General features: G+C 71.0%; 20 protein-coding genes and 2 pseudogenes. 13 read left to right on the top strand and 9 right to left on the bottom strand.

Translation table 11 applies throughout. The features are described from left to right. Window positions 1-3: 3 nt before the first annotated feature. The gene (gene hutH, locus ACLJWH_RS10525) at window positions 4-1,548 is read left to right on the top strand and encodes a histidine ammonia-lyase (RefSeq protein ID WP_411141330.1); all 1,545 of its coding nucleotides are present in this window, start codon (window positions 4-6) and stop codon (window positions 1,546-1,548) included. A 108-nt stretch (window positions 1,549-1,656) separates the two neighbouring features. Here the strand turns inward: hutH and ACLJWH_RS10520 are convergent, their stop codons facing one another. Continuing rightward, a complete protein-coding gene (locus ACLJWH_RS10520) occupies window positions 1,657-2,040 on the bottom strand; it encodes an LAETG motif-containing sortase-dependent surface protein (RefSeq protein WP_411141329.1) in 384 nt (127 codons plus the stop codon). Window positions 2,041-2,147: 107 nt separating this feature from the next. Here ACLJWH_RS10520 and ACLJWH_RS10515 point away from each other — a divergent pair, with 107 nt between their 5' ends. The 4 genes from ACLJWH_RS10515 (at window position 2,148) to ACLJWH_RS10500 (ending at window position 6,896) form a co-directional block, all read left to right on the top strand. Continuing rightward, window positions 2,148-2,564: a hypothetical protein gene (locus tag ACLJWH_RS10515; protein WP_411141328.1), complete on the top strand. Its 417-nt coding sequence runs from the start codon at window positions 2,148-2,150 to the stop codon at window positions 2,562-2,564. Window positions 2,565-2,837: 273 nt separating this feature from the next. Next, entirely contained in the window at window positions 2,838-4,061 is a 1,224-nt protein-coding gene (locus ACLJWH_RS10510; protein WP_411141327.1) for a L,D-transpeptidase, read from the top strand. 118 nt (window positions 4,062-4,179) lie between these two features. Next, on the top strand, window positions 4,180-5,319 hold the full coding sequence (locus ACLJWH_RS10505; RefSeq protein WP_411141326.1) for a GNAT family N-acetyltransferase: 1,140 nt from the start codon (window positions 4,180-4,182) through the stop codon (window positions 5,317-5,319). Window positions 5,320-5,684: 365 nt separating this feature from the next. Continuing rightward, window positions 5,685-6,896, top strand: a complete 1,212-nt coding sequence (locus tag ACLJWH_RS10500; protein ID WP_411141375.1) for a DUF2786 domain-containing protein — start codon at window positions 5,685-5,687, stop codon at window positions 6,894-6,896. 178 nt (window positions 6,897-7,074) lie between these two features. Here the strand turns inward: ACLJWH_RS10500 and ACLJWH_RS10495 are convergent, their stop codons facing one another. Continuing rightward, a complete protein-coding gene (locus tag ACLJWH_RS10495) occupies window positions 7,075-7,932 on the bottom strand; it encodes an AraC family transcriptional regulator (protein WP_411141325.1) in 858 nt (285 codons plus the stop codon). A gap of 55 nt (window positions 7,933-7,987) precedes the next feature. Between ACLJWH_RS10495 and ACLJWH_RS10490 the strand changes: the two genes are divergently transcribed. The 5 genes and pseudogenes from ACLJWH_RS10490 to ACLJWH_RS10470 form a co-directional block, all read left to right on the top strand. Then, window positions 7,988-8,560 (top strand): class I SAM-dependent methyltransferase, encoded by a 573-nt coding sequence (locus tag ACLJWH_RS10490; RefSeq protein WP_411141324.1) that lies wholly within the window; start codon window positions 7,988-7,990, stop codon window positions 8,558-8,560. 276 nt (window positions 8,561-8,836) lie between these two features. Then, on the top strand, window positions 8,837-9,592 hold the full coding sequence (locus ACLJWH_RS10485) for a VOC family protein (protein WP_411141323.1): 756 nt from the start codon (window positions 8,837-8,839) through the stop codon (window positions 9,590-9,592). A gap of 166 nt (window positions 9,593-9,758) precedes the next feature. After that, window positions 9,759-10,157: an META domain-containing protein gene (locus ACLJWH_RS10480; RefSeq protein WP_411141322.1), complete on the top strand. Its 399-nt coding sequence runs from the start codon at window positions 9,759-9,761 to the stop codon at window positions 10,155-10,157. A gap of 210 nt (window positions 10,158-10,367) precedes the next feature. Then, window positions 10,368-11,783, top strand: a complete 1,416-nt coding sequence (locus tag ACLJWH_RS10475; RefSeq protein ID WP_411141321.1) for an amidase — start codon at window positions 10,368-10,370, stop codon at window positions 11,781-11,783. Window positions 11,784-12,316: 533 nt separating this feature from the next. Further along, window positions 12,317-14,356, top strand: a pseudogene (locus ACLJWH_RS10470) (alkyl/aryl-sulfatase); the annotation flags it as partial. A gap of 120 nt (window positions 14,357-14,476) precedes the next feature. Here ACLJWH_RS10470 and ACLJWH_RS10465 read toward each other — a convergent pair. The 3 genes and pseudogenes from ACLJWH_RS10465 to ACLJWH_RS10455 all read right to left on the bottom strand — a co-directional run. Next, window positions 14,477-14,671: pseudogene (locus ACLJWH_RS10465) on the bottom strand (IS5/IS1182 family transposase); the annotation flags it as partial. 795 nt (window positions 14,672-15,466) lie between these two features. Further along, complete coding sequence (locus ACLJWH_RS10460) at window positions 15,467-16,066, bottom strand: hypothetical protein (RefSeq protein WP_411141320.1); 600 nt, start codon at window positions 16,064-16,066, stop codon at window positions 15,467-15,469. 56 nt (window positions 16,067-16,122) lie between these two features. Continuing rightward, the gene (locus ACLJWH_RS10455; protein WP_411141319.1) at window positions 16,123-16,299 is read right to left on the bottom strand and encodes a hypothetical protein; all 177 of its coding nucleotides are present in this window, start codon (window positions 16,297-16,299) and stop codon (window positions 16,123-16,125) included. Window positions 16,300-16,646: 347 nt separating this feature from the next. On the opposite strand from ACLJWH_RS10455, the gene ACLJWH_RS10450 reads away from it, so the two are divergent. After that, entirely contained in the window at window positions 16,647-18,017 is a 1,371-nt protein-coding gene (locus tag ACLJWH_RS10450; RefSeq protein ID WP_411141318.1) for a sporulation protein, read from the top strand. Window positions 18,018-18,023: 6 nt separating this feature from the next. Here the strand turns inward: ACLJWH_RS10450 and ACLJWH_RS10445 are convergent, their stop codons facing one another. The 3 genes from ACLJWH_RS10445 to ACLJWH_RS10435 form a co-directional block, all read right to left on the bottom strand. Further along, window positions 18,024-18,944, bottom strand: a complete 921-nt coding sequence (locus tag ACLJWH_RS10445) for a phosphotransferase enzyme family protein (RefSeq protein WP_411141317.1) — start codon at window positions 18,942-18,944, stop codon at window positions 18,024-18,026. 248 nt (window positions 18,945-19,192) lie between these two features. Beyond that, the gene (gene msrA / locus ACLJWH_RS10440) at window positions 19,193-19,861 is read right to left on the bottom strand and encodes a peptide-methionine (S)-S-oxide reductase MsrA (RefSeq protein ID WP_411141316.1); all 669 of its coding nucleotides are present in this window, start codon (window positions 19,859-19,861) and stop codon (window positions 19,193-19,195) included. 254 nt (window positions 19,862-20,115) lie between these two features. Then, the gene (locus tag ACLJWH_RS10435; RefSeq protein ID WP_411141315.1) at window positions 20,116-21,273 is read right to left on the bottom strand and encodes a hypothetical protein; all 1,158 of its coding nucleotides are present in this window, start codon (window positions 21,271-21,273) and stop codon (window positions 20,116-20,118) included. A 180-nt stretch (window positions 21,274-21,453) separates the two neighbouring features. Between ACLJWH_RS10435 and ACLJWH_RS10430 the strand changes: the two genes are divergently transcribed. Next, entirely contained in the window at window positions 21,454-22,614 is a 1,161-nt protein-coding gene (locus ACLJWH_RS10430; RefSeq protein ID WP_411141314.1) for a cystathionine gamma-synthase, read from the top strand. Between the two features lie 172 nt (window positions 22,615-22,786). Here the strand turns inward: ACLJWH_RS10430 and ACLJWH_RS10425 are convergent, their stop codons facing one another. Further along, a complete protein-coding gene (locus ACLJWH_RS10425) occupies window positions 22,787-23,287 on the bottom strand; it encodes a MarR family winged helix-turn-helix transcriptional regulator (RefSeq protein WP_411141313.1) in 501 nt (166 codons plus the stop codon). 280 nt (window positions 23,288-23,567) lie between these two features. Here ACLJWH_RS10425 and ilvA point away from each other — a divergent pair, with 280 nt between their 5' ends. Further along, the gene (gene ilvA / locus ACLJWH_RS10420; RefSeq protein ID WP_411141312.1) at window positions 23,568-24,869 is read left to right on the top strand and encodes a threonine ammonia-lyase; all 1,302 of its coding nucleotides are present in this window, start codon (window positions 23,568-23,570) and stop codon (window positions 24,867-24,869) included. Window positions 24,870-24,897 lie beyond the last annotated feature (28 nt).

The raw sequence follows: 24,897 nt of genomic DNA, 5'->3' as shown, positions 1-24,897 counted from the left end.
AATATGGATATGCACACTGTGGTGCTGGGGACGTCCGGCACGACCGCACAGGACGTCATCGCGGTGGCCCGCGGCGCGGCCCGGATCGAGCTGTCCCCGGAGGCCCTCGCGGCCGTCGCCGCCTCCCGCGCCTTCATCGACGACCTCGCCGCCAAGCCGGACCCCGTCTACGGCGTCTCGACGGGCTTCGGGGCGCTGGCCGTACGCCACATCAGCCCCGAACTCCGTGCGCAGTTGCAGCGCAACATCGTGCGCTCGCACGCCGCCGGTATGGGGCCGCGGGTCGAGCGCGAGGTCGTCCGCGCCCTGATGTTCCTGCGCCTGAAGACCCTGGCATCGGGGCGCACCGGCGTACGCCCGCTCGTCGTCGAGACGATGGCCGCGCTGCTGAACGCCGGTATCACCCCGGTCGTGCACGAATACGGTTCGCTGGGCTGCTCCGGCGATCTCGCCCCGCTCTCGCACTGCGCCCTGACCCTGCTCGGCGAGGGGGACGCGGAGGGCCCCGACGGCGTCGTACGGCCCGCCGGTGAACTCCTCGCCGCGCACGGCATCGCCCCCGTCGAACTGCGCGAGAAGGAGGGGCTGGCCCTCCTCAACGGCACCGACGGCATGCTCGGCATGCTCGTGATGGCCTGCGCCGACCTCGCCCGGCTGTTCACCTCGGCGGACATCACCGCGGCCCTCTCCCTGGAGGCGCTGCTCGGCACCGACAAGGTCCTCGCGCCCGAGCTGCACGCCATCCGCCCGCACCCCGGCCAGGCCACCGCGGCCGCCAACATGCTGAAGGTGCTGGCCGGTTCCGGCTTCACCGGCCACCACCAGGACGACGCGCCGCGCGTACAGGACGCCTACTCCATCCGCTGCGCCCCCCAGGTCGCGGGCGCCGGCCGGGACACCCTCGACCACGCCCGCCTGGTCGCCGACCGCGAACTGGCCGCCGCCGTCGACAACCCGGTGGTGCTGCCGGACGGCCGGGTCGAGTCCAATGGCAACTTCCACGGCGCGCCGGTCGCCTACGTCCTGGACTTCCTCGCCGTCGCCGCGGCCGACCTCGGCTCCATCGCGGAGCGCCGTACGGACCGCCTCCTGGACAAGAACCGCTCGCACGGCCTGCCCGCCTTCCTGGCCGGCGACCCGGGCGTCGACTCGGGCCTGATGATCGCCCAGTACACCCAGGCCGCGCTGGTCAGCGAGCTGAAGCGGCTGGCCGCGCCCGCGTCGGTGGACTCCATCCCGTCCTCCGCGATGCAGGAGGACCATGTCTCCATGGGCTGGTCGGCGGCGCGCAAGCTGCGTACCGCGGTCGACAACCTGACCCGCGTCCTGGCCGTCGAGCTCTACGCTGCGACCCGCGCGGTGGAGCTGCGCGACGCTCTGACACCGGCGCCCGCCACCCGCGCGGTACTGACCGCGGTGCGCGCCGCGGGCATCCAGGGCCCCGGCGAGGACCGCTTCCTGGCGCCGGACCTGGAGGCCGCGTACGCGTTCGTACGGGACGGGAAGCTCGTCGAGGCGGCGGAGTCCGTCACCGGGCACCTGGCCTGACGGCCAGCCCGCCGTCGGGGGGAGCCGGCCTGACGGAGCGTCGGACACGGGCCGGGTGCGCTGCGCCCGGCCCGTATCCGTACGCCGGCGGGCTCGGGTGCCGCTGTCTCAGGCGCAGCCGTCGCGGGTACGGCGGACCGAGTAGCCGACCAGGCCGGCGCCGACGGCGAGACAGACGGCGCCGCCGACCACATAGGGCGTGGTGTCCGGGCTGCCGGTGTCGGCGAGGAGCTGTTCCCGGGTGTCCGCGGTGCCGTCGCCCGTCGCCTCGGCGGCCGGTCCCGCGGGGGCGGACCGCGTCTCGGCGGACCCGGTGGCGGAGCGCTCCAGGGCGGTGGTCGCCCGGCCCTGCTCCGCCGCCGCGCTCGCGCGGGGCCCGGAAACGGCCGTTTCGGGGGTGTCCACGTTCGCGTTCGCGGACGGTACGAACCACAGGGCGAGCAGCACCGATCCCGCGGCAGCGGCGGTCAGCAATGGTCGTCGTGCGGTCACAGAGCGATCTCCCTTGTGGGTTCGGCGATTTGGCCGTTGACCGCAGATGTTAGTGACCGCCGCGGGTCGCGCGGAAGTCGGGACCGTACATGCCTACGCTCCGTGCCATGAGCAATGGTGAGACATCACGTTTTGTGCGGCTTCACATCGATCTGGTCGTGGAGATCACCGACATCGGCCGGCTGACCGGCGCCGCCCTCGACCATCTCGACAGCGACCCGACCCTGGCCGACGAGGAACGCGAGCAGTCGCGGGTGACGGTCCGGGAGGACCCGGCGGAGGCGCTGGCCCACCTGCTGGACCCGGTCCGTTTTGTCACCGCCGTGCCGGGCACCGAACTCGCGCAGGCTTCCTGGAGCAGCGAGGAGATGACCGACTACGACCCGGACGCCGAGTGGGACGCCGCGGAGTGGGGCCTCGCGGACGAGGCGCCGGACGCGGACGAGGCGGCGGACGCCGGGGACGCGGGCGGTGCCGGGGACGCGGCGGGCGCGGGCGCGGTCGGCCCGCACCGTACGCGCTGACCGCACCGGCACCCGCAGCACACCCCCACGCCCCGCACGCCCCTCCCTCTCCACCCCCATGCCCCCCGCGCGGCTGTCCCGCCGTACGGGGGGCGATTGCATGTGCATGTCCGGTGATGCGGGTGAGCGCCCGATAAGTGTCCTTCCCCACACTCTGTACAGGTGTGGAACGGACGAAATGGAACAGACGTTGATAAGGCGTCGGTCCGGAACGTCTGCGTTCGGTCGTGGACCCGGCGACCTCGGGGATCGGTAGTGATGGAGAAGAGCGTGATGAGGGACAGCAAGCGCCGCAACGGGCTGATAGCCACCGCCGCGCTGCTCGGGGGCGTACTCACGCTCTCGGCGTGCGGCGGCGGCAGCAGCGAGGCCGCGCAGGCAAAGACCAAGCAGGTCGACGCGGCGGCGGCGAAGGCCACGTCCGACGCCAAGATAAAGATCACGCCCAAGGACGGCACCGCCGACGCGGGCATCAACAGCGACGCCAAGGTGACCGTCAGCGGTGGCAAGCTCACCGAGGTCACCATGACGGCCGTCGAGTCCAAGAAGGCCGTCGAGGGCACGCTCTCCGCCGACGGCACCTCCTGGCAGCCCAAGAAGGCCCTGGACCGCTCGACGAAGTACACGGTCAGCGCCCGCGCGACGGACGGCCAGGGCCGCGAGGCGGTGGAGAACGCCACCTTCACCACCGTCTCCCCGGCGCACAGCTTCATAGGCACCTTCACGCCGGAGGACGGTTCGACCGTCGGCGTCGGCATGCCGGTGTCGGTCAACTTCGACAAGCCGGTGAAGGACAAGAAGGCCGTCGAGTCCGCGATCAAGGTCGCGTCGAGCAGCAACCAGAAGGTCGTCGGCCACTGGTTCGGCGACCAGCGGCTGGACTTCCGCCCCGAGGAGTACTGGAAGGCGAACTCCAAGGTCACCATGGAGCTCGGCCTCGACGGCGTCCAGGCGTCGCCCGGTGTCCAGGGCGTGCAGCACAAGACCGTCACCTTCACCGTCGGCCACTCGCAGATCAGCACCGTCGACGCCAGGACGCACCAGATGACCGTGGTCCGCGACGGCAAGACGATCAAGACCATCCCGATCTCGGCCGGCAGCGCGGAGCACCCGACCTACAACGGCAAGATGGTCATCTCCGAGAAGTACCAGCAGACCAGGATGAACGGTTCGACGGTCGGCTTCGGCGGCGAGTACGACATCCCCGATGTGCCGCACGCCATGCGCCTGTCGAACTCCGGCACCTTCATCCACGGCAACTACTGGGGCAAGGGCATCTTCGGCAACTCCAACACCAGCCATGGCTGCATCGGCCTGGCGGACGCCAAGGGCGCCGGTGACCCCGGTACGGACGGCGCGTGGTTCTTCGCCAACTCGCAGCTCGGCGACGTCGTCCAGATGATCAACTCCCCGGACAAGACCATCAAGCCGGACAACGGCCTCAACGGCTGGAACATGAACTGGTCCGAGTGGGTCGCCGGCAGCGCCGTGAAGTGACCCGCCCCGTCCCGGCCGCGCGGTGACCCACCGCGACCCGTAGTGACCCGAGGTGACCGACGCCCGGTGGTGCCGAATTTGCGGCGCGCCGGGCGTCGGTGCTGCGTACGGTGCGCGAATGGGAAAACTTCCTGGACTGCCCGGAAAGGAACCGGCCAGGGCGGGCCGGTACGGACATGTGGGCCCGCTGTCCGTGACGGAGATCGACGTCGGCGCATGGTGCGACGTCCTGGCCGCCGCGCACCGCCACGACCGGCCGAGCATGCCCGCCCCCGAGCGGGACGCCGTGGCCGGCCGGCTGTACGTCCCCGCGCTGCGCAGCCGCTCGGTCGCCTTCGCGCTGCCGGATCCCCAGGCCGTCGCCGGGACCGCCCCCGGCTACGCCGGGATAGCCCTGGTCCGCCTCTTCGACACCGAGGAGAACGCGGCGACCGCCTTCCTCGACACCCTGACCGTCCACCCCGGGCGGCGCGGCCGCGGGGTCGGCAGTGCCCTCTGGTCCCAGGTGCGCGCCCTGCTCGCCGCGGAGGGCCGTACATCGCTCAGCGCCCTCGTCCAGCAGGGCGGCGCGGGTGAACGGTTCGCCGCCGGGTGCGGCGCGGAGTGCGCGCTGCCGTTGGTGGCCTATGTGCAGGACGTGCAGAACGTGAAGGGTGCGGTGGGCATGACGGGGGAGCCGGGCGAGCCGAAGGGCTCGGAGGGTTCGGGGGAGCCGGGGGAATCGGGGGAGCACGGGGAGCCGGGGGAGCCGGGGGAATCGGGCCTCCTGCCCGAGGGTTATCGCTTCGCCGCCTGGAGCGGGCTCGTTCCCGACGAACACGCCGCCGCGCACGCCCGCGCCCACGACGCCATGCAGGACGCCCCGACCGGCGGTCTGGACGAGCAGCACGACCCCTGGGACGCAGAGCGGGTACGTGCCGTGGCCCGCGTCATCCTCGACCGTGGCGGGGTGATGCTGACCGTGGCGGCGATCGCCGAGGCGGACGGCGCGGTCGCCGGGTACACCGAACTCGTGCTGCCCACACCGGATTCCGTACGGGCCGTGCAGTCCGACACCGTCGTCATCCCCGCGCACCGCGGCCGCGGCCTGGGCCGGGCGGTCAAGCTGCGGATGCTGGCGTATCTGCGCGCGCAGCGGCCGGGCGTCCGGGAGATCATGACCACGGTCGCGGACGAGAACGCGCCGATGCTGGCGGTCAACGCGGCGCTCGGCTACCGCGCCGAGAGCGGCCTGGGCGTCTATCAGGTGCGGATCTGAGCACAGGTGGGGATCTGAGCACAGGTGGGGTACGGCTCTGAGCGGGCACGGCCCGGCGGTGGCGTTCGCGGCCACGCCGACGCGGTCGCCGCGGACGGCCCGGCAGCGGCGGCGCGAGCCACTGGGCGGACGGCCGGATCACCGGACGTGCGCCCGGACGACCGGAGTGCGCCGCAGGGCGTAGCCGGGGCCTCCGGGCGCGGCCCCGCGGCGGCCCTCCGTACAGTGAACGGGTGAGCGAGCACGGAAGAAACAGTCGGCGCGGACGGGGCGGACGCCCGCCATCGGCCGCCGACGAACCGCATGACGCACATGAACCGCATGACGCACATGAACCGCATGAACTGGACGAACTGATCGCCAACGTGCTCGGCGCCGTCCGCTACGCACCGGACGGCACACCGGCCGAGGACGCCATCGAGGCGGGCGCGTCCCGGCTGGCCGCGGCCCCGGCGGGCTGGAAGGCAGTCTCCGCGGCCGTCGTCGCGGCCGCCACGGAGGCCGTCCGGCAGTGCTGGGCGGGCGGCTGGCACCCCGCCGACCTGGCGCGGATCGTACGGCGCGAGGCGGCCGACCCGACGGTCGTCGCGCTGACCGTCGATGCCATCGCCGCCGAGGCGGCCCGCCCGCCGGCGGCCCGGTCCGCGCGCGACACCCGCTGGGCCGACCAGCTGCGCGGGCTCGGCGCCGAGGTCTGGTGGGAGTCGGACGGCGGCTATCTCGACGCGCTGGCCCGGCGCCGCCGCACGTCCCGCTTCGAGACCGCGTACGCCGTGCTGGCGGCGCTGCGCACCCTCGCCAGGCTGCCGCGCATCACCCCGCTCCCGGCCGCCGCCCCGGCGCCCGCCCGGCCGTCCGGCGGTGCGGGGGCGGCCCGCGCCCTGGGACGTATCCGCGGCCTGCTGGCCAAGGCCGAGGCGACCGACTTCGCCCAGGAGGCGGAGGCGCTGTCCGCCAAGGCGCAGGAGCTGATGGCCCGCCACAGCATCGACGAAGCCCTCCTGGCCGGCGCGGACGGCTCACCGGGCGGCGCGGCCGGCGGCCCGACGGCGGTCCGCATCGGCATCGAGGGACCGTACGAACAGGCCAAGGCGCTGCTCCTCGACGCCGTCGCGGCCGCGAACCGCTGCCAGGCCGTCTGGGCGGCGGACGTCGGCTTCTCGACCGTCGTCGGCTTCGCACCCGACCTGGAGGCGGCCGAGTTGCTCTACACCTCGCTGCTGCTCCAGGCCACCACCGCGATGAACCGCGCGGGCGACGACCACCACGCCCGCGGCCGCTCCCGCCGCACCCGGGACTTCCGCCAGACCTTCCTCGTCGCGTACGCCGACCGCATCCGCGACCGCCTCGCAGCCGCCACCGAGACCGCGACGGCCGCCGCCACCGCCGAGGCCGCCGCCACGGCCCCCGATCTGTTGCCGGTGCTGGCCGCCCGCGAACTGGCCGTCGAGGAAACCACCGGCGCCCTCTTCCCGGACACCGCCCCGGTCCGGCTGCGCGGCATCCACGACGCGGACGGCTGGCACCAGGGCACGGCCGCCGCCGACCGGGCCCGGCTGAGACATCCGTCCATGTGAGACACCCGTCCATGTGAGACACCGGGCCGGGCGGGACACGGGGCCGGGCGGGACACCCGGCATCCGGCCATGCGGGACGGGGAGCGGGGCCTGGGGCGAGGGCTACGGGATCTCCCCCCCCGCCTCCCCCTTCGCTCCCCTCCCGCTACTCTTTCCCCCCGCTACTCCTTCCCCCCCGCTACCCCTTCCCCTGCTGCTTCTCCAACGGGGCGAAGTACGTTCCGGGCGGTACTCCGACCGCGCGCCGGAAGGCGGCGACGAAGGCGCTCGGGGAGGCGTAGCCCACCCGGGCAGCCACTGCCGCGACCGTCGCACCGCCCGCCAGCAGCGGCATCGCGGCCTGGAGCCGGAGCCGGGTGCGCCACCGCCCGTACGGCATCCCGGTGTCCGCGAGGAACGCGCGGGCCAGCGTCCGGCCGCTCGCCCCCACCCGCGCCCCCCACTCCGCCAGCGTCCGCCCGTCCGCCGGATCGGCCCGTAGCGCCGCCGCGACCCGCCGCGCCCGGGGGTCCCGCGGCATGGGGGCCAGCACGGTGGCGACGGACACCGGGCGCAACTGATCCAGCACCACGGCCTCCGCCCGTTCGCGGGCCGCCGCGCCCAGGCTGCCGTCCGCCAGGTACGAGATCAGCTCGCGCAGCAGCGGCGAGACGCCGACGACCGTGGGGACCGACCAGCCGACCGGACAGCGCTCCGGAAGGTAGTACAGGCTCCGGGAGAGGGACGGGGTCACGGCCCCCGTGGTGTGCTCCGTGCCGGCCGGGATCCACAGGGCCATCGACGGCGGCAGCACCCAGGTGTTCCCCGCGGTCCGTACGGCCAGAACTCCCCGTTCGGCCCAGGCCAGTTGGTGGTGATCGTGCCGATGCCAGGAGTACCACTGCCCGTCGCCCATCGCGAAGCTCCCGACGACCACGGCCGACTCGCCGACCCCGACCGCGGCGAACGCCTTCGCCGCCGGCCGCCCGCCCCCGGCCCGTCCCCCGCCCTGCCGCCCTCCGCCCTGCTGTCCCCGGGGCTGTCCGTCTGACGACATGAGTTGTCCCTCTATCGCGTGGTGGACATGAGGTTGTCCTTCCTAGCATCGTCTTATGCCGATGAACCTCTTGCACCGATGGATCTGCAACTCCGCCAAGTGGTCCGCCATGGTGGAGCAGCAGCTGCTGCCATGGGCTCTCGACGGGGTCGAGTTCGGGACCGACGTTCTGGAGATCGGTCCCGGCTTCGGCGCGACCACGCGGGTGCTGGTGCGCCGGGCGCCGCGGCTGAGCGTGGTCGAGATCGACCGGGACTCCGCGCAGCGGCTGCACCGCACCTACGGAGACTCGGTCGAGGTCGTCCACGCCGACGCCACCGCGATGCCGCTGCCCGACCAGGGCTTCGACACGGTCGTCTGCTTCACGATGCTGCACCATGTGCCGACGCCAGAGGCGCAGGACCGCCTCCTCGCCGAGGCGTTCCGCGTACTGCGCCCCGGTGGGCAGTTCGCGGGCTGCGACTCCCTCACCAGCCGCCGCTTCCGGACGCTGCACATCGGCGACATCTGCGTCACCGTGCCGCCGGAGAGCATGGCGGAGCGGCTCCGCAAGGCCGGCTTCGACGTCCAGGACGTATCGGTCGGCCGGGCCGGCCGCTCCTTCCGCTTCCGCGCCGTACGGCCGTAGACGGCGGTACGGCGGTACGGCGGTACGGCGGTACAGCGAGGGGCTGTGGGCCCGCGGTCCCGTACGCCGACGGGTCCCGTACGCCGAAAGGCCCCGCACGTCGGCAGGTGTCCCGTACGCCGACTGGATGCCGTACGCCGGGCTGGGCCGCGCGCGGCCGGCCCGCGCGCCCCGCCACGCGCATCAACACCACCACTACCACTCACGGCTACCGCTACCACCACCGCTACCACCACCGCTACCGCTACCGCTACCGCTACACAGGAAAGTTCCACCATGGAGTGCCCCTCGCCGCCGGAGTCCGTCCTCTCGACGGAGTCCCCCTCCTTCGACCACCTCCTGCACTGCGTCCCCGACGTGGAGGCCGCCGTGGCGGCCTACACCGTGGCCGGACTGCCCGCCCACGCCAACCCGCCGCACCTCGGATTCCGGAACGGCGCCTGGCGGCTGGACGCCCGCTATATCGAGATCCTCACCCTCACCGACCGTGCCGAGTTCGCGGGTTCCCCGTTCGCCGAGGCGATGGCGGACTGGATGCCCCGCATCGACGCACTCCTCGCCGCGGACGGCGGTGCGCTGAACTTCGCGATCCACGTCGCCGACGTGGCCGCCACCACCGAACGCCTCCGCCGCGCCGGCCACCAGGTCGAGCTGCTGACCTTCGCCCGCGCGGGCTCCCCGGTGTCCTTCCAGGAGGCGATGGTCTCCGGTGCCCCGCCGTGGGCGCCGTTCTTCATCACCTACACCCCCGACCGCCAGGTCATCCTGGAGAAGTTCAGCGCCGGCCGGGTCCACCGCGGCCCGCACGACCTGGCCGGCTTCGTCATCGAGACGCCCGACCCCCGCGCCTCCGCCGCCTGGCTGAGCAACCTCACCGGCATCCCGCTCCCCGCAGGCCACACCGTCCTCCCGCTACCCGGCGCCCACGTGCACTTCACCCCGGGCCCGGCCGACCGCATCACCACCCTCCTCCTCACCGCAGGCACCCCACCCACCACAACCGTCAACGGGCTGGCACTCCGGCCGCGGTAGACCCGGCAGCCGGGGACAGGCCGCCCTCATGGCTTGCTCGTCACACGCAATGCGGCCACGTCACGCGGAACCCGTCCACATCACACATCACTCACCCACCCCAGGTCACTCCACCCGCCTGAGACGTCAACCACAGGCGGCGGAACCGAATTTCCACGAAAGGTGTGTGGGTAGGCATGCGGATCTCTCCAAGACGTTCGATACGAAATTCCAACTGAATGCGCGGACCGCCTACTACAGTTCCGATAAATTCAAGTCCGCCAAGGACACCTCCTTCGTCTTCCATCGCGACGGCGCTGTCACCGGCAAGCTCGGCTGCAACGACTTCACCGCCAAAGTCTTCTTCAACGGCTCCCATGTCTTCTTCCACGACACCCGACTCACCACCCACCACACCTGCGCGGCACAGAATATGGAGGACGAGTCCTTCGTATTCGGGAAGCTGAAGCGTTCGCTGAACCATGCGTATATCGCCGGCAGCAACGTCGTCATCATGAATGGTGATGTCAGAAGCGAGCATCGAGCGACCGGTCTGCACTTTTCGCGCGTCCCGCCGAGCCCATAGAGACCGCCGCGACGTATGCGACGAGGCGTATGCGACGAGGCGTGCGCAACGCAGCCACCCGAGCAGATGGCCGTCCAGGAGCGAGTAGCCGTAGCTGTAGCAGGGACGAACGAGGCGCTCGATCTCGTGGACCGTGCCGGTCGGGGCGCTCGAACACGGTTGCCGCAGGCTCTGCGCGTAGCGTGATCTCGCTGAGCGACGGAGGGGTGGGTGTCGGTGGGCGAGAACGAGATCTATTACCGGGACGCGACCGAACTGGCGGAACTGATCCGCGAACGGCAGGTCTCCGCGGTGGAGGTGGTGCAAGCGCACGTGGACCGCGTCGAGGCGGTCAACCCGAAGGTCAACGCCGTCGTGACGGTGGCCGCCGAGCAGGCGCTCGCCGCGGCGCGCGCCGCCGATCGTGCGGTGGCGGCGGGCGTCACCGTGGGTGCGCTGCACGGTGTTCCGTTCACGGTCAAGGACGCGCTGGATGTGGCGGGGATGGTGACGACGCGCGGCTCGTCGTTGTTCCGGGACCGTGTCGCGGTGCGGGACTCGACCGCGGTGGCCCGGCTCCGGGCGGCCGGCGGGATTCCGCTGGCCAAGACCAACCTGCCCGAGTTCTCCTACTGGACCGAGACCGACAACTTGATCGCCGGTAGGTCCCGCAATCCCTGGGACAGCGAGCGGACTCCGGGCGGTTCGAGCGGCGGAGAGTCGGCCGCGATCGCCGCCGGGATGTCGCCGCTCGGGCTGGGCAGTGACGTTGCCATTTCGGTGCGAGGGCCGGCCCACGACACCGGCATCGTCGCACTGAAGGCGACCCGGGGGCGGATACCGATCACTGGACACTGGCCCGAGGTTCCCCGCCGTTACTGGCACGTCGGCCCGATGGCCCGCAGCGTGCGGGACATCATGACTGCGTTGAAGGTGCTCGCCGGACCCGACGGCGTTGACGGCTACGTACGGCACTCGCCGAGACCTGTCGACCAGCCGGGCGACGTGGCCGGGTTGCGGGTGGGCTGGGCGGCCGAGCCAGCCTTCGGCCCGGTGGACAGTGAGGTGACAGCCACCCTCATGGCAGCGGCCGACGCGTTGCGGACGCTGGGCTGTACCGTCGAGCCGGCTCCACTGGGAGGATTGGCGAACCTCGACGGGACCGCGCTGAGCGCAGTGCTGTTCACCGCTGAAATCGTGCCGTACTTCCGGCGGGCCGCAGCCGGCCGCGAGTCCGAGTTGCACAGCGTCATCCAGCGGACGATCAGCGCGCCGGAGGTGACGGCGGCTGACTATGTCGCAGCGCAGCAGCAGGTCGAGGCGCTCAGCTCCCTGTTCGCCGGATACTTCGAGCGCTACGACGTGCTGCTGTGCCCGGTGTGCCCCATCCCCGCCCCACCACACGCCCGGTCGAAGTTCGATGTCGGAGACGTCACCGTCCCGGCACGCGGCATCATGCGTGCGACCGTTCCGTTCAACCTCACCGGCCTGCCCGCGCTGTCGCTTCCCTTCGGGGCCACCGGCGAGAAACTGCCGATCGGCGTCCAGCTTGTCTCTCGCTGGTACGACGAAACGACCCTCCTGCGCCTCGGTGCCGCACTTGAGACGGTCAGCCCCGTGCGGCACCGTCACCCCGAGCTGACCTGATGTACCGGTAGACGCTGCCGCCCGCCGGGAATGCTCTCCGGCCCTGCGCGTCGTACAAGCCACGAAGGGCCTGGAAGGCTGACCGGGCGACGCCGGCAGATGATCACGCAGGCCGGCGCGCGGAATGCCTCACGGATGCCGTCGCGGATCTCCCGGCGGACCCGTAACCGGCGGAACCGGTGCAGCAGCGCGAAACTCTGCTCCACGACCCACCGGTGGACGCCCGGCCCCGAGCCGTGTTCGGTGCCGCCGCGGGCGATGACCGGAGTGATCCCGACTGCCCGGACCCGCTTGCGGCACGTGTCATGGTCGTACCCACGGGCGGCGTGGAGCGCCGTCGTCCGTCGGCGTGGCTGTCGCCGAGACCGCAACGTTTTCGGTTCTGCCGCAGAGGCACCAGCGAGTGGCCAGATCCGTTCCTTGTGGAGATCGGTAGGGCTGCTTAGCGTTGCTCGCGCATCAGCAGAGTGTCACTCGTGTACCAGGCACCCCTCCTCCCCGCGGATTCCCGCACCCTCTCAAGGAGCCAGCGCATGGCCGGCATCAACCAGCCCATTGAGCCCTCGGAGTTCATCCAGGACCGCAATGGGCAGGTCATTTCCATACCGCCGTCGGGCGACTTCACCGACGCCAACCGGGGCCTCCTGGCCGTGCCGCCGCGCGACCTGCCGTACATTCCGGCCAAGGGCAACCAGGAAGAAGTGGCCTGGAGCTTCGCGGACTACGACTTCCTGCGGGACAGTGAACCGGACACCCACCCCAGCCCCGTCAACCCGAGCCTGTGGCGACAGGGGTTACTGACGGCCATCGCCGGTCTGTTCCAGGTCGTGGCCGACGGCAACCGCGCGATCTACCAAGTGCGCGGCTACGACCTGTCGAACATGACCATCGTGACCGGCCGTACCGGCCCGATCGTCATCGACCCGCTCGCCTCCTACGAGACGGCCCAGTACGCCCTCAAGCTCTACCGGGACACCACCGAGGACCAGCGGCCCATCAGGGCGATCATCTACACCCACAGCCATGTCGACCACTTCGGCGGCTCCCGCGGCCTGTTCGCGGAGAAGGGCGACGACGTTCCGGCGGACTTGCCGGTCTACGCCCCGATCGGGTTCCTGGAGCACGCGATCAGCGAGAACGTTCTCGCGGGTCCGGCGATGGCGCGCCGGGCGGAGTACATGTACGCGGCCAACCTCGACAAGAGCCCGTACGGGCAGGTCGGCGCGGGCCTGGGCCTGACGATCTCCACCGGCGAGGTGACGCTGATCCCGCCGCGCCACTACGTCGGCGGACCCGAGATCCAGGCCACGCCGGAGGCGCAGTGGTCCTCGGACTACGGGATCCCGTGGCGGCCCGGCCTCTACGGCCACACCATCGACGGCGTGCCCATCGTCTTCCAGCTCACGCCCGGCACCGAGGCGCCGGCGGAGATGAACTTCTACTTCCCCGAGCTGAAGACTCTGTGCATGGCGGAGAACGCCACCCACACCATGCACAACCTGCTCAGCCTGCGCGGTGCCCAGGTCCGTGACCCGCACGCGTGGTCGAAGTACCTCACCGAGGCCATCCAGACCTTCGGCGAGTACACCGAGGTCGAGTTCGCCTCGCACCACTGGCCGCGCTGGGGCCAGGACTCCATCATCGAGTTCCTGTCGAACCAGCGGGACATGTACGCCTTCCTCAACGATCAGGCGCTGCGGCTGATCGACGCGGGCTACACCGGCATCGAGATCGCCGAGAAGCTCCAGCACCTGCCCAAGGGGCTGGCTGAGCACTGGTACGACCAGGGCTACTACGGTTCCCTCAGCCACAACCTCAAGGCCGTCTACCAGCGCTATATCGGCTGGTTCGACGGCAACCCCGCCCACCTGTGGACGCTGCCGCCCATCGAGGCGGGCGTGCAGTATGTGAACGCCATCGGCGGCCCGGAGGCCGTCATCGGCAAGGCACAGGAGGCGCTGTCGGCCAATCCGCCGCAGTACCGGTGGGCCGCCGAACTGCTCAACCACCCCATCTTCGCCTCCGGCGACCCGGACTTCACCATCACCAAGGAGACCCTGGACGAGGCCAAGCAGCTCCAGGCCCAGGCGTTCACCCAGCTCGGCTACGGCGCTGAGAACGGCACTTGGCGCAACTTCTACCTCACCGGCGCCCAGGAGGTCATCGACGGCCCCCAGAAGGCCGCCGATCACGGGGCCCCTGACCTCGTGCGGAGCATGACCCTGGACCTGTTCTTCCAGGCCATGGCGAAGAGCGTCGACGGCCCGAAGGCGGCGGAGGAGCAGACCACGCCCATCGTCCTGCGCTGGGTCCTCGACGACCCCCGCCAGGAATGCACCACCACCCTGCGCAACGGCGTCCTGATCTACGTCGAGGGCCCGGATGCCCTGGCCGGCAAGCCCGTCGCGAACGTCACCCTCACCCGCCAGGCCCTCAACGACCTGGCCCTGGCCGGGCACCGCTTCACGCAGAACTTCAACGAGCAGGTCGCAGCGGGCTCGATCCAGGTCGACGACCAGGCGGCCGTGGACACCGTCCTGGGTTACCTCGTCTTCCCCAACCCCCGCTTCCCCATCGTCACCCCCCCGCAAGACCGAAAAGTAGCCCCGGACGTCCGATCGGCTGTTCCGGTGCCCGCCCAACCCACGGTGCGGGCACCGGGAACGGGGCCCCACCAAGGGCTGCCCTGGGAGTCACGGGCGGAGCCACAGACGCAGCGCGGCAACGGTTACCGTGCCGTGAAAGATGCACGCCCGTTTGCCGAAACGGGAGGCCACAGCGCGGAAGCCCTTGAGGGCGTGGACCGTTCGTGCCACCTCGTTGCGGCGCTTGTAGACCGCTGTGTCGAAGCCGGTGGGCCGGCCGCCTGCGCTGCCTCGGGGCCTTACGCTGGCCGCGAATCGGGCTGGCTCCTGGACTGCCCCGCTGCCACTCTCGCCAGCATCGCGACATCGCGTGCGGTCGCCGTCGTCAGCTCCAGCCGAACCACCCCGGGATCCATCCGTCGCCGTGCCTGCCCGGAGCTTCGCCCCGCCCTGTCCACGCCGACCGTCGACAGGGCGTCGGTCAGTTCCTCGACAGCCTGTGCCGCGCCACGTCAGCCGGTCACGTAGTCCACGCCGCGCACCCAGAGCACCGCGTCAGGGTCCAGTCCATCGGCCCCGAATCCGTCGCCCCCGGTGTCACACATATCTCTCACGTCCCTTTCCCGGCCGCCCAGTTGCTGCACATCCGCCGAAACCGTCGTACGAACCCATGACGACGGCCCCGGTACCAACGGCACCGGGGTTCGCGATCGTTGAGAGCTGATTCCCAGCCGGACCACCCCGCGCCTGCCAGGGTTTGAGGGGGTGGTCCGGTGTGATGTCCGCAGTCATGGCGACCGGACGTGCCCGGCCGCGAGCTGGGCAGAGGTCAGAACCTCCGTCGTCCGCCCGGGTACTGGGCGAGCTGTCGGCACTCCGGGGCACCGAGGGGAGCGGGTTCCCCGTCCAGTGCGTAGCACAGCTGAGCGTGGAGCCCTTCCGCTTCCACCATGGTCAGGATCAGTGGCACGGTGGCGGCGTGCTCTCCCTGGTGATCCACCCTGAGGAGCAGCCTCACGTGGCCGTCCCGATCGCGGCGCAGTCGCTCACTGGGCAGAGCCTCGATCTGCCATTCGCCCCTTGGGCGCTGCGGCGCAGTCATTCGGACCTCCCGTGATCGTGGACCGCTTCGCTCGGCGACCCGCCGTCGTCGTCCACGTCGGCAACCCCGGACAACCGTCCGCCCCTGCTTTCAGCGACCCGCAGGGCGTCACGCAGCGATTCGCACAGGCGGTGCCCCGCACAACGGAGTTCGCAGGAACTCGCCTTCGCCTCACGGAGCAGATCGGCGGCGAGACGGAGCACGGTCTCAGCCGTGTTCAGCTGTTCCTCTTCCATTTGGTCGGCCAGCTGCGACACATGGCTGTTGGTGTCATCGGACACCAGGTAGGACGGCTGACCGGCCGGGTCCGGCCACGGCAGGAGGCGACGGGTGCTCACTGCGTCGCCGTCACCCTGCGCAGGGTCGGGCCCGCCAAGACCACATGCCAGCCGTGCGCCCCTGCTTTCGGCGACCCGTAGCGCGTCACGCAGCGATTCGCACAGGCAGCGCCCCGCGCACCGGAGTTCGTAGGTACTGGCTTCCTCATCACCGAGCATTTCGGTGGTGTGACGAAGCACTGCCTCAGCCGCGCTCAGCTGGACCTCCTCCATCTCGTCAGCCAGGAGCGACAGGTAGCTGTTGGTGTCGTCGGACACCAGGTAGGACGGCTGACCGGCCGGGCCCGGCCACGGGAGCAGACGGGGGCGGGTGCTCACAGCGTCACCGCCGTTCCGTACTGCGTCAGGCCGGCGGGGGCCACTTCCGAGTCGTTCGTCCCTTGCCCCTTCGCAGCGCGCTCGTGCGCGAGCACATACGGCCGGACCAGTTGCACGTCCTCGCCGTGCGCCGACCGCCAGACGTAGGGGTCGGCCACCCACCGAAGGGACATCGTCGGATGTTCCTCCCGGCCCGTGGCAGAGCCGGCTACAGCTCGGTGTCCACCGCGAGCCGGGAGCAACAGACGCAGCAACCGTTCGAAGAGGTTGCCGTTAAGGTTCCTCATGTCGACCTGCTTTCACCAGGTTGGCCACGCCCCGGGGTGCCTTCACGCACCGCCGGGGTCTCTTGTCTCGTCAGTCAACGACGGACTTTGGCCATGAGGCAGTGTCCACAGGGGAGTTCATGTGCTCACGGGGGTTCATCCACATCGGTCAGGGGGTTCACGATGGACCCCCGCGCGGGAAATCCCTGTGACAGGATGAACACGTAACGTAGCGCCGGGGGTGGCAGCAGAGCGTGAGCAAGGGCCCGAACCACCAGTTGGCCGCTGTCATGGCCGAGGCCGGAGTCTCCAACAAGGGGCTGGCGAAACGAGTCCGCGACGTGGCGCAGCGGCACGGCGAACACCTCGGCACCACGCACGTCGCCGTGCAGCGGTGGCTGAGCGGCGGCGGTATCCAGCGTCAGACCGCGGCATTCATGGCCGAGGCGCTGAGCGACAAGTTGGGGCGGAAGGTCGCTCCGAAGGATCTCGGCTTGCCCGGCGCGCCGACGGCACCCTCCACCGAGGCAGGCGTCTGCTACGCCGGTTCGCTCACGGAGGCACTGGCCACACTCGACAGCCTCACGCACCAGCGCCCGGAGGACGGGCCGGCAGACGAGGCCCCGCTGTCCGACAGCGACGCACACTCCGCCGCGCTTTCCTGGCTGGTCTCCCGCCCCGATGGTCTTCCCGCGGACACCCCCGGCAAGCGGGTCGGCATGCGGGACGTCGCCGCGATCCGGACCGCCGCCGGGTTCTTCATGCAGCTGGATTTCCAGTTCGGTGGCGGCCACGCGCACAAGGCATTCCGCCACTACTTCCGGGAAGACGTGCTCCCCCTGCTGAGTTCCGGCTACAGCCCCAAGGTCGGTGACGCGCTCTTCAAGGCCGCATCGGAAATGTCGCAACTGCTGGCATGGAGCGCGTACGACGGCGGCAATCACGCCCTGTCCAGCCGCTACATGCTGTCCACGCTGCGCCTTACGCAAGCTGCGGGCGACCGGATGATGGGCGCGCGCATCCTGACCAACATGAGCCATCAGGCGAACTACCTGCGCCAAGTACCCCGAGCCATCATGCTGGCCCGCGCATCGGTGGAAGGGGGAAGGAGTCATGCGACCCCACGCGCCATGGCACTCTTCTCTGTCCATGAGGCTCGCGCGCTCTCCACCGCAGGTGATCACAAAGGCGCCGGCCACGCCATGAACGAGGCGGAGAGGTTCTTCGAGCGGGCCGACACCGGCGACGACCCTGAATGGCTTTCCTACATGGACGAGGCCGAACTGGTCGGCGAGTTCTGCCACTGCTTCCGCGATCTCGGGCAGGGCCCCGAGGCCGTTCACTTCGCCGAGCGCGCTGTGGCACTCACCGACCGGAAATACGCCCGCACGCTGGGCTTCTGCCGCATGGTCCTTGCGCAGAGCCATCTGATCAACGGGGATCTTGAGGCAGCCGTCGCCACCGCAGGTCTCGCGGTCGAAGAGGGGGATGCCCTACAGTCCGCACGCTTTCAACGGTATGTGAGTGATTTCCAAGGCGCGTTGGCCGCGCATGCACACAAGCCCGCTGTCCAACGGTTCAACGAACGCGTGCGGGATGCAGTGGCCCAACTCGGCGACGAGTAACCGAACTCATCCAATAGTCCAGTTGCGCGGTGCGTTTTCGTCCCTGAGCGAGGAGATTCGGCGCGCATACTCCGCCGCTGTCTCAGGGCTCTCGGAAACGTTCTGCATCAGCCACGTCGTCATGTTGAATTCCTGGACCGCCCGCAGCGTGGGGAACCCGTCCCAGGTGCGGAGATCCTGGCCGTAGGAGCTCACGAAGGCCCCGTACTCTTCCGACGTCTGCCATCCCAAACTGTGATGCTCCGTCGCCGTCACCATGAGATCCCACTCCGGAAAGTCGTAGCTGAACCTCTCCAGGTCGATGAGAATCACCTGACCCTTCTGGTCCACCATGAGGTTCTGCACGTGGGCGTCCCCGTGCACGGGCCCCTTCTTCGATGCGAAGTCCAGACCGGCGACACGCTCCTGTAGTTCATGTGCGCGCTTCCGCAGGAATGCACGGTCGTCCTCGGGTATGCCCGCCGCCGTATCGATCCGCCGGTCAGCCCTGTCGAGGACCGGGAAGGACGGCAGACACACGGAGGACGGCACGCTGAGCGCATGCAGATCCCGGAGGACTCCGCCCAGTTCTCCGTAGGTCGCCTTACGGCCCCCACCCTCGATCACGTGCCAGAACGTCACCGGGTGGCCATCGACGATCAAGGGCTGCTCCAGATCATCGACGCTCCGTGTCGCGGGGAAGCCCTCACGCGCCAGCCAGCGCGACACCTGAACCTCGCCCCGCACGGCGGGTAAGTACTCAGTGGATCTTGCGATCCGGACCACCACGGGGCGGGTTGCCAATCTGAAGAGAGCGTTCTCTCCGAATCGGATCAATCGTGCGCGATCACTGTCGAGGCCCGCACGCCGGCATGCCGCTGCCATGACACGCATGGCACTCTCCGACGTGAACCCCTTCCGTATGCTCCGCGCGGCGTCCTGCGGCATGCCCCTGCTCACTCCCCCAGGTCTCGGGAACCTTGAAGCGCGGACCGTCAGGACAGCCGACGGCACGCACTGGACGTCAAGGCGACGCTACCCACGTCTATTGCCGCGAGACGACATCGAGACGGATGATCGGCCATCTGACACGCGGTGGCCCTGAGCGTGTGATCTGAGCGTCTCAAGCGCCGCCGGCCAGACCGGTGCCCGGCCAGCAGCGTGCTGAGCGTGGCCGAACCGCCTGCGGAAGGACCTCAGTCCTCCGCCTTGGCCACACCGACGGGGCAGGAGACCCCCGTCCCGCCGATCGTGCAGTACCCGGCCGGATTCTTGTCGAGGTACTGCTGGTGATATCCCTCGGCCGGGTAGAAGGGGCGGGTGGCGTCGGCGGGGAGGATTTCGGTGGTGATGTCGCCGTAGCCGGAGTTGTGGAGGACGGCGCGGTAGGCGTCGCGGGAGGATTCGGCGGCCTGCTGCTGGGCGGGGGAGTGGGTATAGATCGCCGAGCGGTACTGGGTGCCGACGTCGTTGCCCTGGCGGAAGCCCTGGGTCGGGTCGTGGGACTCCCAGAAGAGCTTGAGCAGGGCGGTGTACGGGACCACGGCGGGGTCGTAGACGACGCGGACGGCCTCGGTGTGGCCGGTGTGGCCGCTGCACACCTCTTCGTACGTGGGGTGCGGGGTGTGGCCGCCCTGGTAGCCGACGAGGGTGGTCCAGACGCCGTCGGTCTGCCAGAACTTCCGCTCGGCGCCCCAGAAGCAGCCCAGGCCGAAGTCGGCGGTCTCCAGGCCCGCCGGGTACGGGCCGAGCAGTGGGTTGCCGAGGACGGTGTGCCGGTCCGGGACGGTGAAGTCCCGCTCCGGGCGGCCCTTCAGCGCTTCCTCGGGGGTGGGGAGATGGGTCTTGAAGCGGGAGAACAGCATCAGGATCAGACTCCAGGAGGGGACGGGCCCGGGGCGGGGACGGCGGACATCGGACAGTACGGAACGGCTACCTCGGAAACGCCGGGGGACGGGCCGGCATTCCGTCGGGGGAGAGGCGCGGCCCCAGGAGAGGCGCGTCCCCGGGAGAGCCGAAGCCCCGGGAGAGCCGAGGCCCCAGGGGAGGTCATCCCGTCCCACAGGCCCGGTGACCCGCCCGCCCCCGACCCGTACGCCCCCGCTGCCGACCCGCCCGCCTACCGCCCCGGCGGCGGAAAGTCCGCCGCCGTGCCGCCCAGCTGCTCCCAGCCGGCGATGGCGCGGGCGCGGTAGGCGGCGTACTCGGCGGCGGGGTTGCGGCCGTAGGACCACGGGACGGCGCCCACGTGGCCGTCGACCAGGCGCAGCTGCTCCATGGCCTCGGCGTAGCGCTCCGCGCGGACCAGGAACCAGACCAGCAGATGCCGGACGTGTGGCGCCATCGGATGGTCCGCGGGCGCCTCGCGCAGCGCGAAGCGGGCACCGTCGATGGCCCGCTCGACCACCGCGCTCTGATAGAGGCTGCTGACCATGTTGGCCTCGGGGAGATGGTCGTAGACCGCGAAGAGCGGCAGCGCCGGCAGCAGGCTCTTCGCCGGGGCACCGGCGGCCGCGCGCTCGGTGAACGCGTCGGCCTCCTTGCGCGAACCGTGCCACTTCTCCGACCAGTACGGGAGCGCGGCGAGATGCGCGCCCATATGTGCCGGCGCGCGCTGGACGACCGTGGACCACAGTGCCTCGTAGTCGGCGGGCCGGTCGTGCAGCCCGCGGGCGACGGCCAGCTCCGTGATGTACGGAATCGGGCTGCCGGGCGCCAGCAGCGCCGCCTCCCGGCAGACCGTACGGGCCTCTTCGAGGATCATCCGGAAGTCCTGCGAGGCGGGGTCGCGCAGCGCCTGGAGGACGAGGAACTGGGCGTGTGTCTGGGCGCCGCCGGGATCCTTGGGCGCCTCCGAGCGCCAGGTACGCAGCCAGATGCCGCCGACCCGGTGCCCGCCGGAGCCCGCCGCCGGGGCACCGCCCTGCCGCTCCGCCGCCTCTTCCTGGGCCAGCTCGAACGCGGCGGCCCCGGCCAGCGTCTGGACCCGCTGCCAGCGGCGCTCCCAGTCGTCGCCGGTGGCCTTCAGCAGCTCGGCCGCCGGCCGCCAGTCGTGGGTGCGGCGCAGCTCCGCCAGTGCGTCCTCCAGCGCCTGGTCGGGTCCCGGCAGCCGTACGTCGAGCTCTTCGAGCGGTACGAAGCCGTAGCCCGCCATCGGGTCGGTGGCCGCCGTCAGGCCCTGCCGGGCCTGCTGGGTGGCCCGCCGGCGCCGCCTCCAGGGCAGGAAGACGACACCGCCGATCGCGAGCGCGGCGAAGAGAACCAGCAGAGCGTCCATGTGGTGTGTCCCGGTCGGAGGGGTGGGGAGGGCGAGAGGGGCGAGTGAGGGGCGGAGGTGCGACGAGCAGGCGAGGGTGGGCGGAGGGAACCCACGTACGACTCCTCGCATATATCCACTATCCAGCCAACCAGAAAGTTCCGAGAATCTCGGCGCGGCGGCCGACTACCCTCGGCAGGCATGAGCGATCAGCGCGACGAGCGCCCCCAACACTTCGAAACTCTCGCCATCCACGCAGGTCAGGAGCCCGACCAGACCACGGGCGCGGTGGCGGTGCCCATCTACCAGGTGTCCACGTACAAGCAGGACGGCGTCGGCGGGCTGCGCGGCGGATATGAGTACAGCCGCAGCGCCAACCCGACCCGTACCGCCCTGGAGGAGAACCTCGCCGCCCTGGACGGCGGCTCCCGCGGCCTCGCCTTCGCCTCCGGTCTCGCCGCCGAGGACTGCCTGCTGCGGACGCTGCTGACCCCCGGCGACCATGTCGTCATTCCCGATGACGCCTACGGCGGAACGTTCCGCCTCTTCGCGAAGGTCGTCGAGCGGTGGGGCGTGGAGTGGTCGGTGGCCGACACCTCCGACCCGCAGGCCGTGCGCGCCGCGCTGCGGCCCCGTACGAAGGCGATCTGGGTCGAGACGCCCAGCAACCCGCTGCTCGGCATCAGCGATATCGCCGTGCTGGCCGGTATCGCCCATGACGCCGGGGCCCGCCTCGTCGTCGACAACACCTTCGCCAGCCCCTACCTCCAGCAGCCGCTGGCCCTCGGTGCGGACGTGGTGGTCTACTCCACGACCAAGTACATGGGCGGCCACTCGGACGTGGTCGGCGGTGCCCTCGTCGTCAACGACGACACCCTCGGCGACGAACTCGCCTTCCACCAGAACGCGATGGGCGCCATCGCCGGGCCGTTCGACGCCTGGCTGGTGATGCGCGGCATCAAGACGCTGGCCGTACGGATGGACCGGCACTGCGCCAACGCGGCCCGCGTCGCGGAGCTGCTGGTCGCGCACCCGAAGGTGACCCGCGTGCTCTACCCGGGGCTGCCCGGCCACCCCGGCCACGAGATCGCCGCCAAGCAGATGCGGTCGTTCGGCGGCATGGTGTCCTTCCAGGTCGCGGGCGGCGAGCAGGCGGCCGTGGACATCTGCAACCGGACGGAGCTGTTCACCCTCGGTGAGTCGCTGGGCGGCGTCGAGTCGCTGATCGAGCACCCGGGGCGGATGACACACGCCTCGGCGGCCGGTTCCGCGCTGGAGGTCCCCGGCGATCTCGTACGTCTCTCGGTCGGCATCGAGTCCGTCGACGACCTGCTGGCCGACCTCACCCGGGCACTGGGCTGACGGATTCCGGGCACTCGGCCGGCGGGATACAGGGCCGGGACCTGGTTCACCACCCCTCCGTCGGAGGGGTGGTGGGGCCGGTGGCGGCCTGCCCGTACGGACCGTCGGCCGTCCGGCCGATACCCGTACTGCCCGCACGCCCCGTACGGATTACCCGTACGGGCGGCGCGCGTCAGGAGGCCGGGTTCGCCGGTGTCAGGGTTGTGGTGAGTGTGGCGAGGGAGGAATTGAAGCGCGTCAGGAGTGTGCAGAACGCGTCCCGTTCTCCGTCGGACCACTCCTGTGTCACCAGGGCCATCAGCGCGCGGCGCGAGGCCCGCACCTCGTCCAGGCGGGAGTGACCGCGCTCGGACAACTGGAGCACCACCGCCCGCCCGTCCTCGGGGTGCGTGTCGCGGCTGACCAGCCCGGCGTCCACCAGCGGCGCGACCTGCCGGGTGACGGTCGAGGAGTCGATGCCCATTCCGGCGGCCAGGGCCTTGACGCCCATCGGGCCTTCCTGGTCAAGGCGGTTGAGCAGCAGATACGCGGCGCGGTCCATGGAGTTGCGCGCCTGTCCGACGCCGCCGAGCCGGCTCTGTTCAGCGCGGCGGGCGAAGACGGCCACTTGATGCTGGAGTGCGTCGAGAAGCGCGGGGTCGGTGTGGGTCGTCATGTCCGAAGAGGTGGGCATGGCCGGGAGCTCGCTTCATGGGGGTAAAAGGGATGGAGGACAGCGTACGCGGCTGTGGCGGGTACCGTACCGGCGGTGACGAATCCGATACCGGCCGGTAGGGCCCCGGAGTCCGGCCCGGTGATCGCCCCGTCCGTCCCGGTACCCGTCCGGGAGTACGGCCCGGTACCCGCCCCGCGGCCGCCCCCGCCCCGCGGTCCGTCCCGCCGCCCGCTCGCCATCCGTTCCGCGGTCCGTCCGCCGGGCGGCCCGTCCGCGGGTGAACTGCGAGACTGGCGGCATGGCCGAGCATCAGCCGCGCACCCCGCACGCGTCCCCCGCGGCCGCGCGTCCGGCCGAGGGCGGCCCGGCCGGCGGCCGGCCCGCTGACGCCCCGACCGCCGGGCTCACGGTCGACGACATCCGTGCGGCGCACAAGATGCTCTCCGGCGTCTCCCGGTCCACCGCGATGGAGGGCAGCCGCTATCTGTCCCGGCTGGTCGGCGCCCCCGTACACCTCAAGTGCGAGAACCTCCAGCGCACCGGCTCCTTCAAGATCCGGGGTGCCTATGTGCGGATCGCCGGGCTGTCGGCGCGGCAGCGGGCGGCCGGTGTGGTGGCCGCGAGCGCGGGCAACCACGCGCAGGGCGTGGCGCTGGCGGCGACCCTGCTCGGTGTGCGCGCGACGGTCTTCATGCCGGTCGACGCCCCGTTGCCCAAGATCGCCGCGACCCGCGACTACGGCGCCGAGGTGCGGCTGTGCGGCCAGGTCGTGGACGAGGCGCTGACGGCGGCCCAGGGGTACGCGCGGGAGACCGGCGCGGTCCTCATCCACCCCTTCGACCACCCGGACATCGTGGCGGGCCAGGGCACCGTCGGCCTGGAGATCCTCGAACAGTGCCCGGAGGTGCGCACCATCGTCGTCGGGACGGGCGGCGGCGGGCTCGTGGCGGGCATCGCGCTGGCGGTCAAGTCGCTGCGGCCGGACGTACGGATCGTCGGGGTGCAGGCGGCCGGGGCCGCCTGCTATCCGCCGTCGCTGGCGGCCGGCCATCCGGTGGCGATCGAGGAGCCGGCCACGATGGCGGACGGCATCAAGGTCGGGCGGCCCGGCGAGGTGCCGTTCCGGATCGTCGACGCGCTGGTGGACGAGGTCCGTACGGTCTCCGAGGACGCCCTCTCCAGCGCGCTGCTGCTGTGCCTGGAGCGGGCCAAGATGGTGGTGGAACCGGCCGGGGCGAGCCCGGTGGCGGCGCTGCTCGCCGACCCGGGGGCCTTCGAGGGGCCGGTGGTCGCGGTGCTCTCCGGCGGCAATGTGGATCCGCTGCTGATGCAGCGGATCCAGCGGCACGGTATGGCCGTCGCGGGGCGCTATCTCTCGCTGCGGCTGCGCCTGACGGACCGGCCGGGGGCGCTGGCGACGCTGCTGGGCGTGCTGTCGGGGACAGCGGCGAACGTCCTCGACATCAGCCATGTCCGTACCGATCCACGGCTCGGGCTGACCGAGGTCGAGGTGGAGTTGCACCTGGAGACCGAGGGGCCCCGGCACTGCGCCGAGGTGACAGCGGCGCTCCGGGCGGCGGGGTACGCCGTCATCGGATGAGGCGGGCCGGGTGCCACCGTGGCGTACG

The organism is Streptomyces sp. x-80, assembly GCF_046549095.1.
GTDB lineage: Bacteria > Actinomycetota > Actinomycetes > Streptomycetales > Streptomycetaceae > Streptomyces > Streptomyces celluloflavus.
This window is presented reverse-complemented; position numbering and strand designations above follow the sequence as displayed.

Bases quoted from the DNA above. Each gene is read 5' to 3' on its own strand.
- msrA (WP_411141316.1), bottom strand. From the start codon at position 19,861: ATGCTGTTCTCCCGCTTCAAGACCCATCTCCCCACCCCCGAGGAAGCG.
- ACLJWH_RS10490 (WP_411141324.1), top strand. From the start codon at position 7,988: ATGCCGATGAACCTCTTGCACCGATGGATCTGCAACTCCGCCAAGTGG.
- ACLJWH_RS10430 (WP_411141314.1), top strand. From the start codon at position 21,454: ATGAGCGATCAGCGCGACGAGCGCCCCCAACACTTCGAAACTCTCGCC.
- ACLJWH_RS10445 (WP_411141317.1), bottom strand. From the start codon at position 18,944: ATGCCGCAGGACGCCGCGCGGAGCATACGGAAGGGGTTCACGTCGGAG.
- ACLJWH_RS10425 (WP_411141313.1), bottom strand. From the start codon at position 23,287: ATGCCCACCTCTTCGGACATGACGACCCACACCGACCCCGCGCTTCTC.
- ACLJWH_RS10505 (WP_411141326.1), top strand. From the start codon at position 4,180: ATGGGAAAACTTCCTGGACTGCCCGGAAAGGAACCGGCCAGGGCGGGC.
- ACLJWH_RS10510 (WP_411141327.1), top strand. From the start codon at position 2,838: ATGAGGGACAGCAAGCGCCGCAACGGGCTGATAGCCACCGCCGCGCTG.
- ACLJWH_RS10485 (WP_411141323.1), top strand. From the start codon at position 8,837: ATGGAGTGCCCCTCGCCGCCGGAGTCCGTCCTCTCGACGGAGTCCCCC.
- ACLJWH_RS10435 (WP_411141315.1), bottom strand. From the start codon at position 21,273: ATGGACGCTCTGCTGGTTCTCTTCGCCGCGCTCGCGATCGGCGGTGTC.
- ACLJWH_RS10455 (WP_411141319.1), bottom strand. From the start codon at position 16,299: ATGTCCCTTCGGTGGGTGGCCGACCCCTACGTCTGGCGGTCGGCGCAC.
- ilvA (WP_411141312.1), top strand. From the start codon at position 23,568: ATGGCCGAGCATCAGCCGCGCACCCCGCACGCGTCCCCCGCGGCCGCG.
- ACLJWH_RS10515 (WP_411141328.1), top strand. From the start codon at position 2,148: ATGAGCAATGGTGAGACATCACGTTTTGTGCGGCTTCACATCGATCTG.
- ACLJWH_RS10495 (WP_411141325.1), bottom strand. From the start codon at position 7,932: ATGTCGTCAGACGGACAGCCCCGGGGACAGCAGGGCGGAGGGCGGCAG.
- hutH (WP_411141330.1), top strand. From the start codon at position 4: ATGGATATGCACACTGTGGTGCTGGGGACGTCCGGCACGACCGCACAG.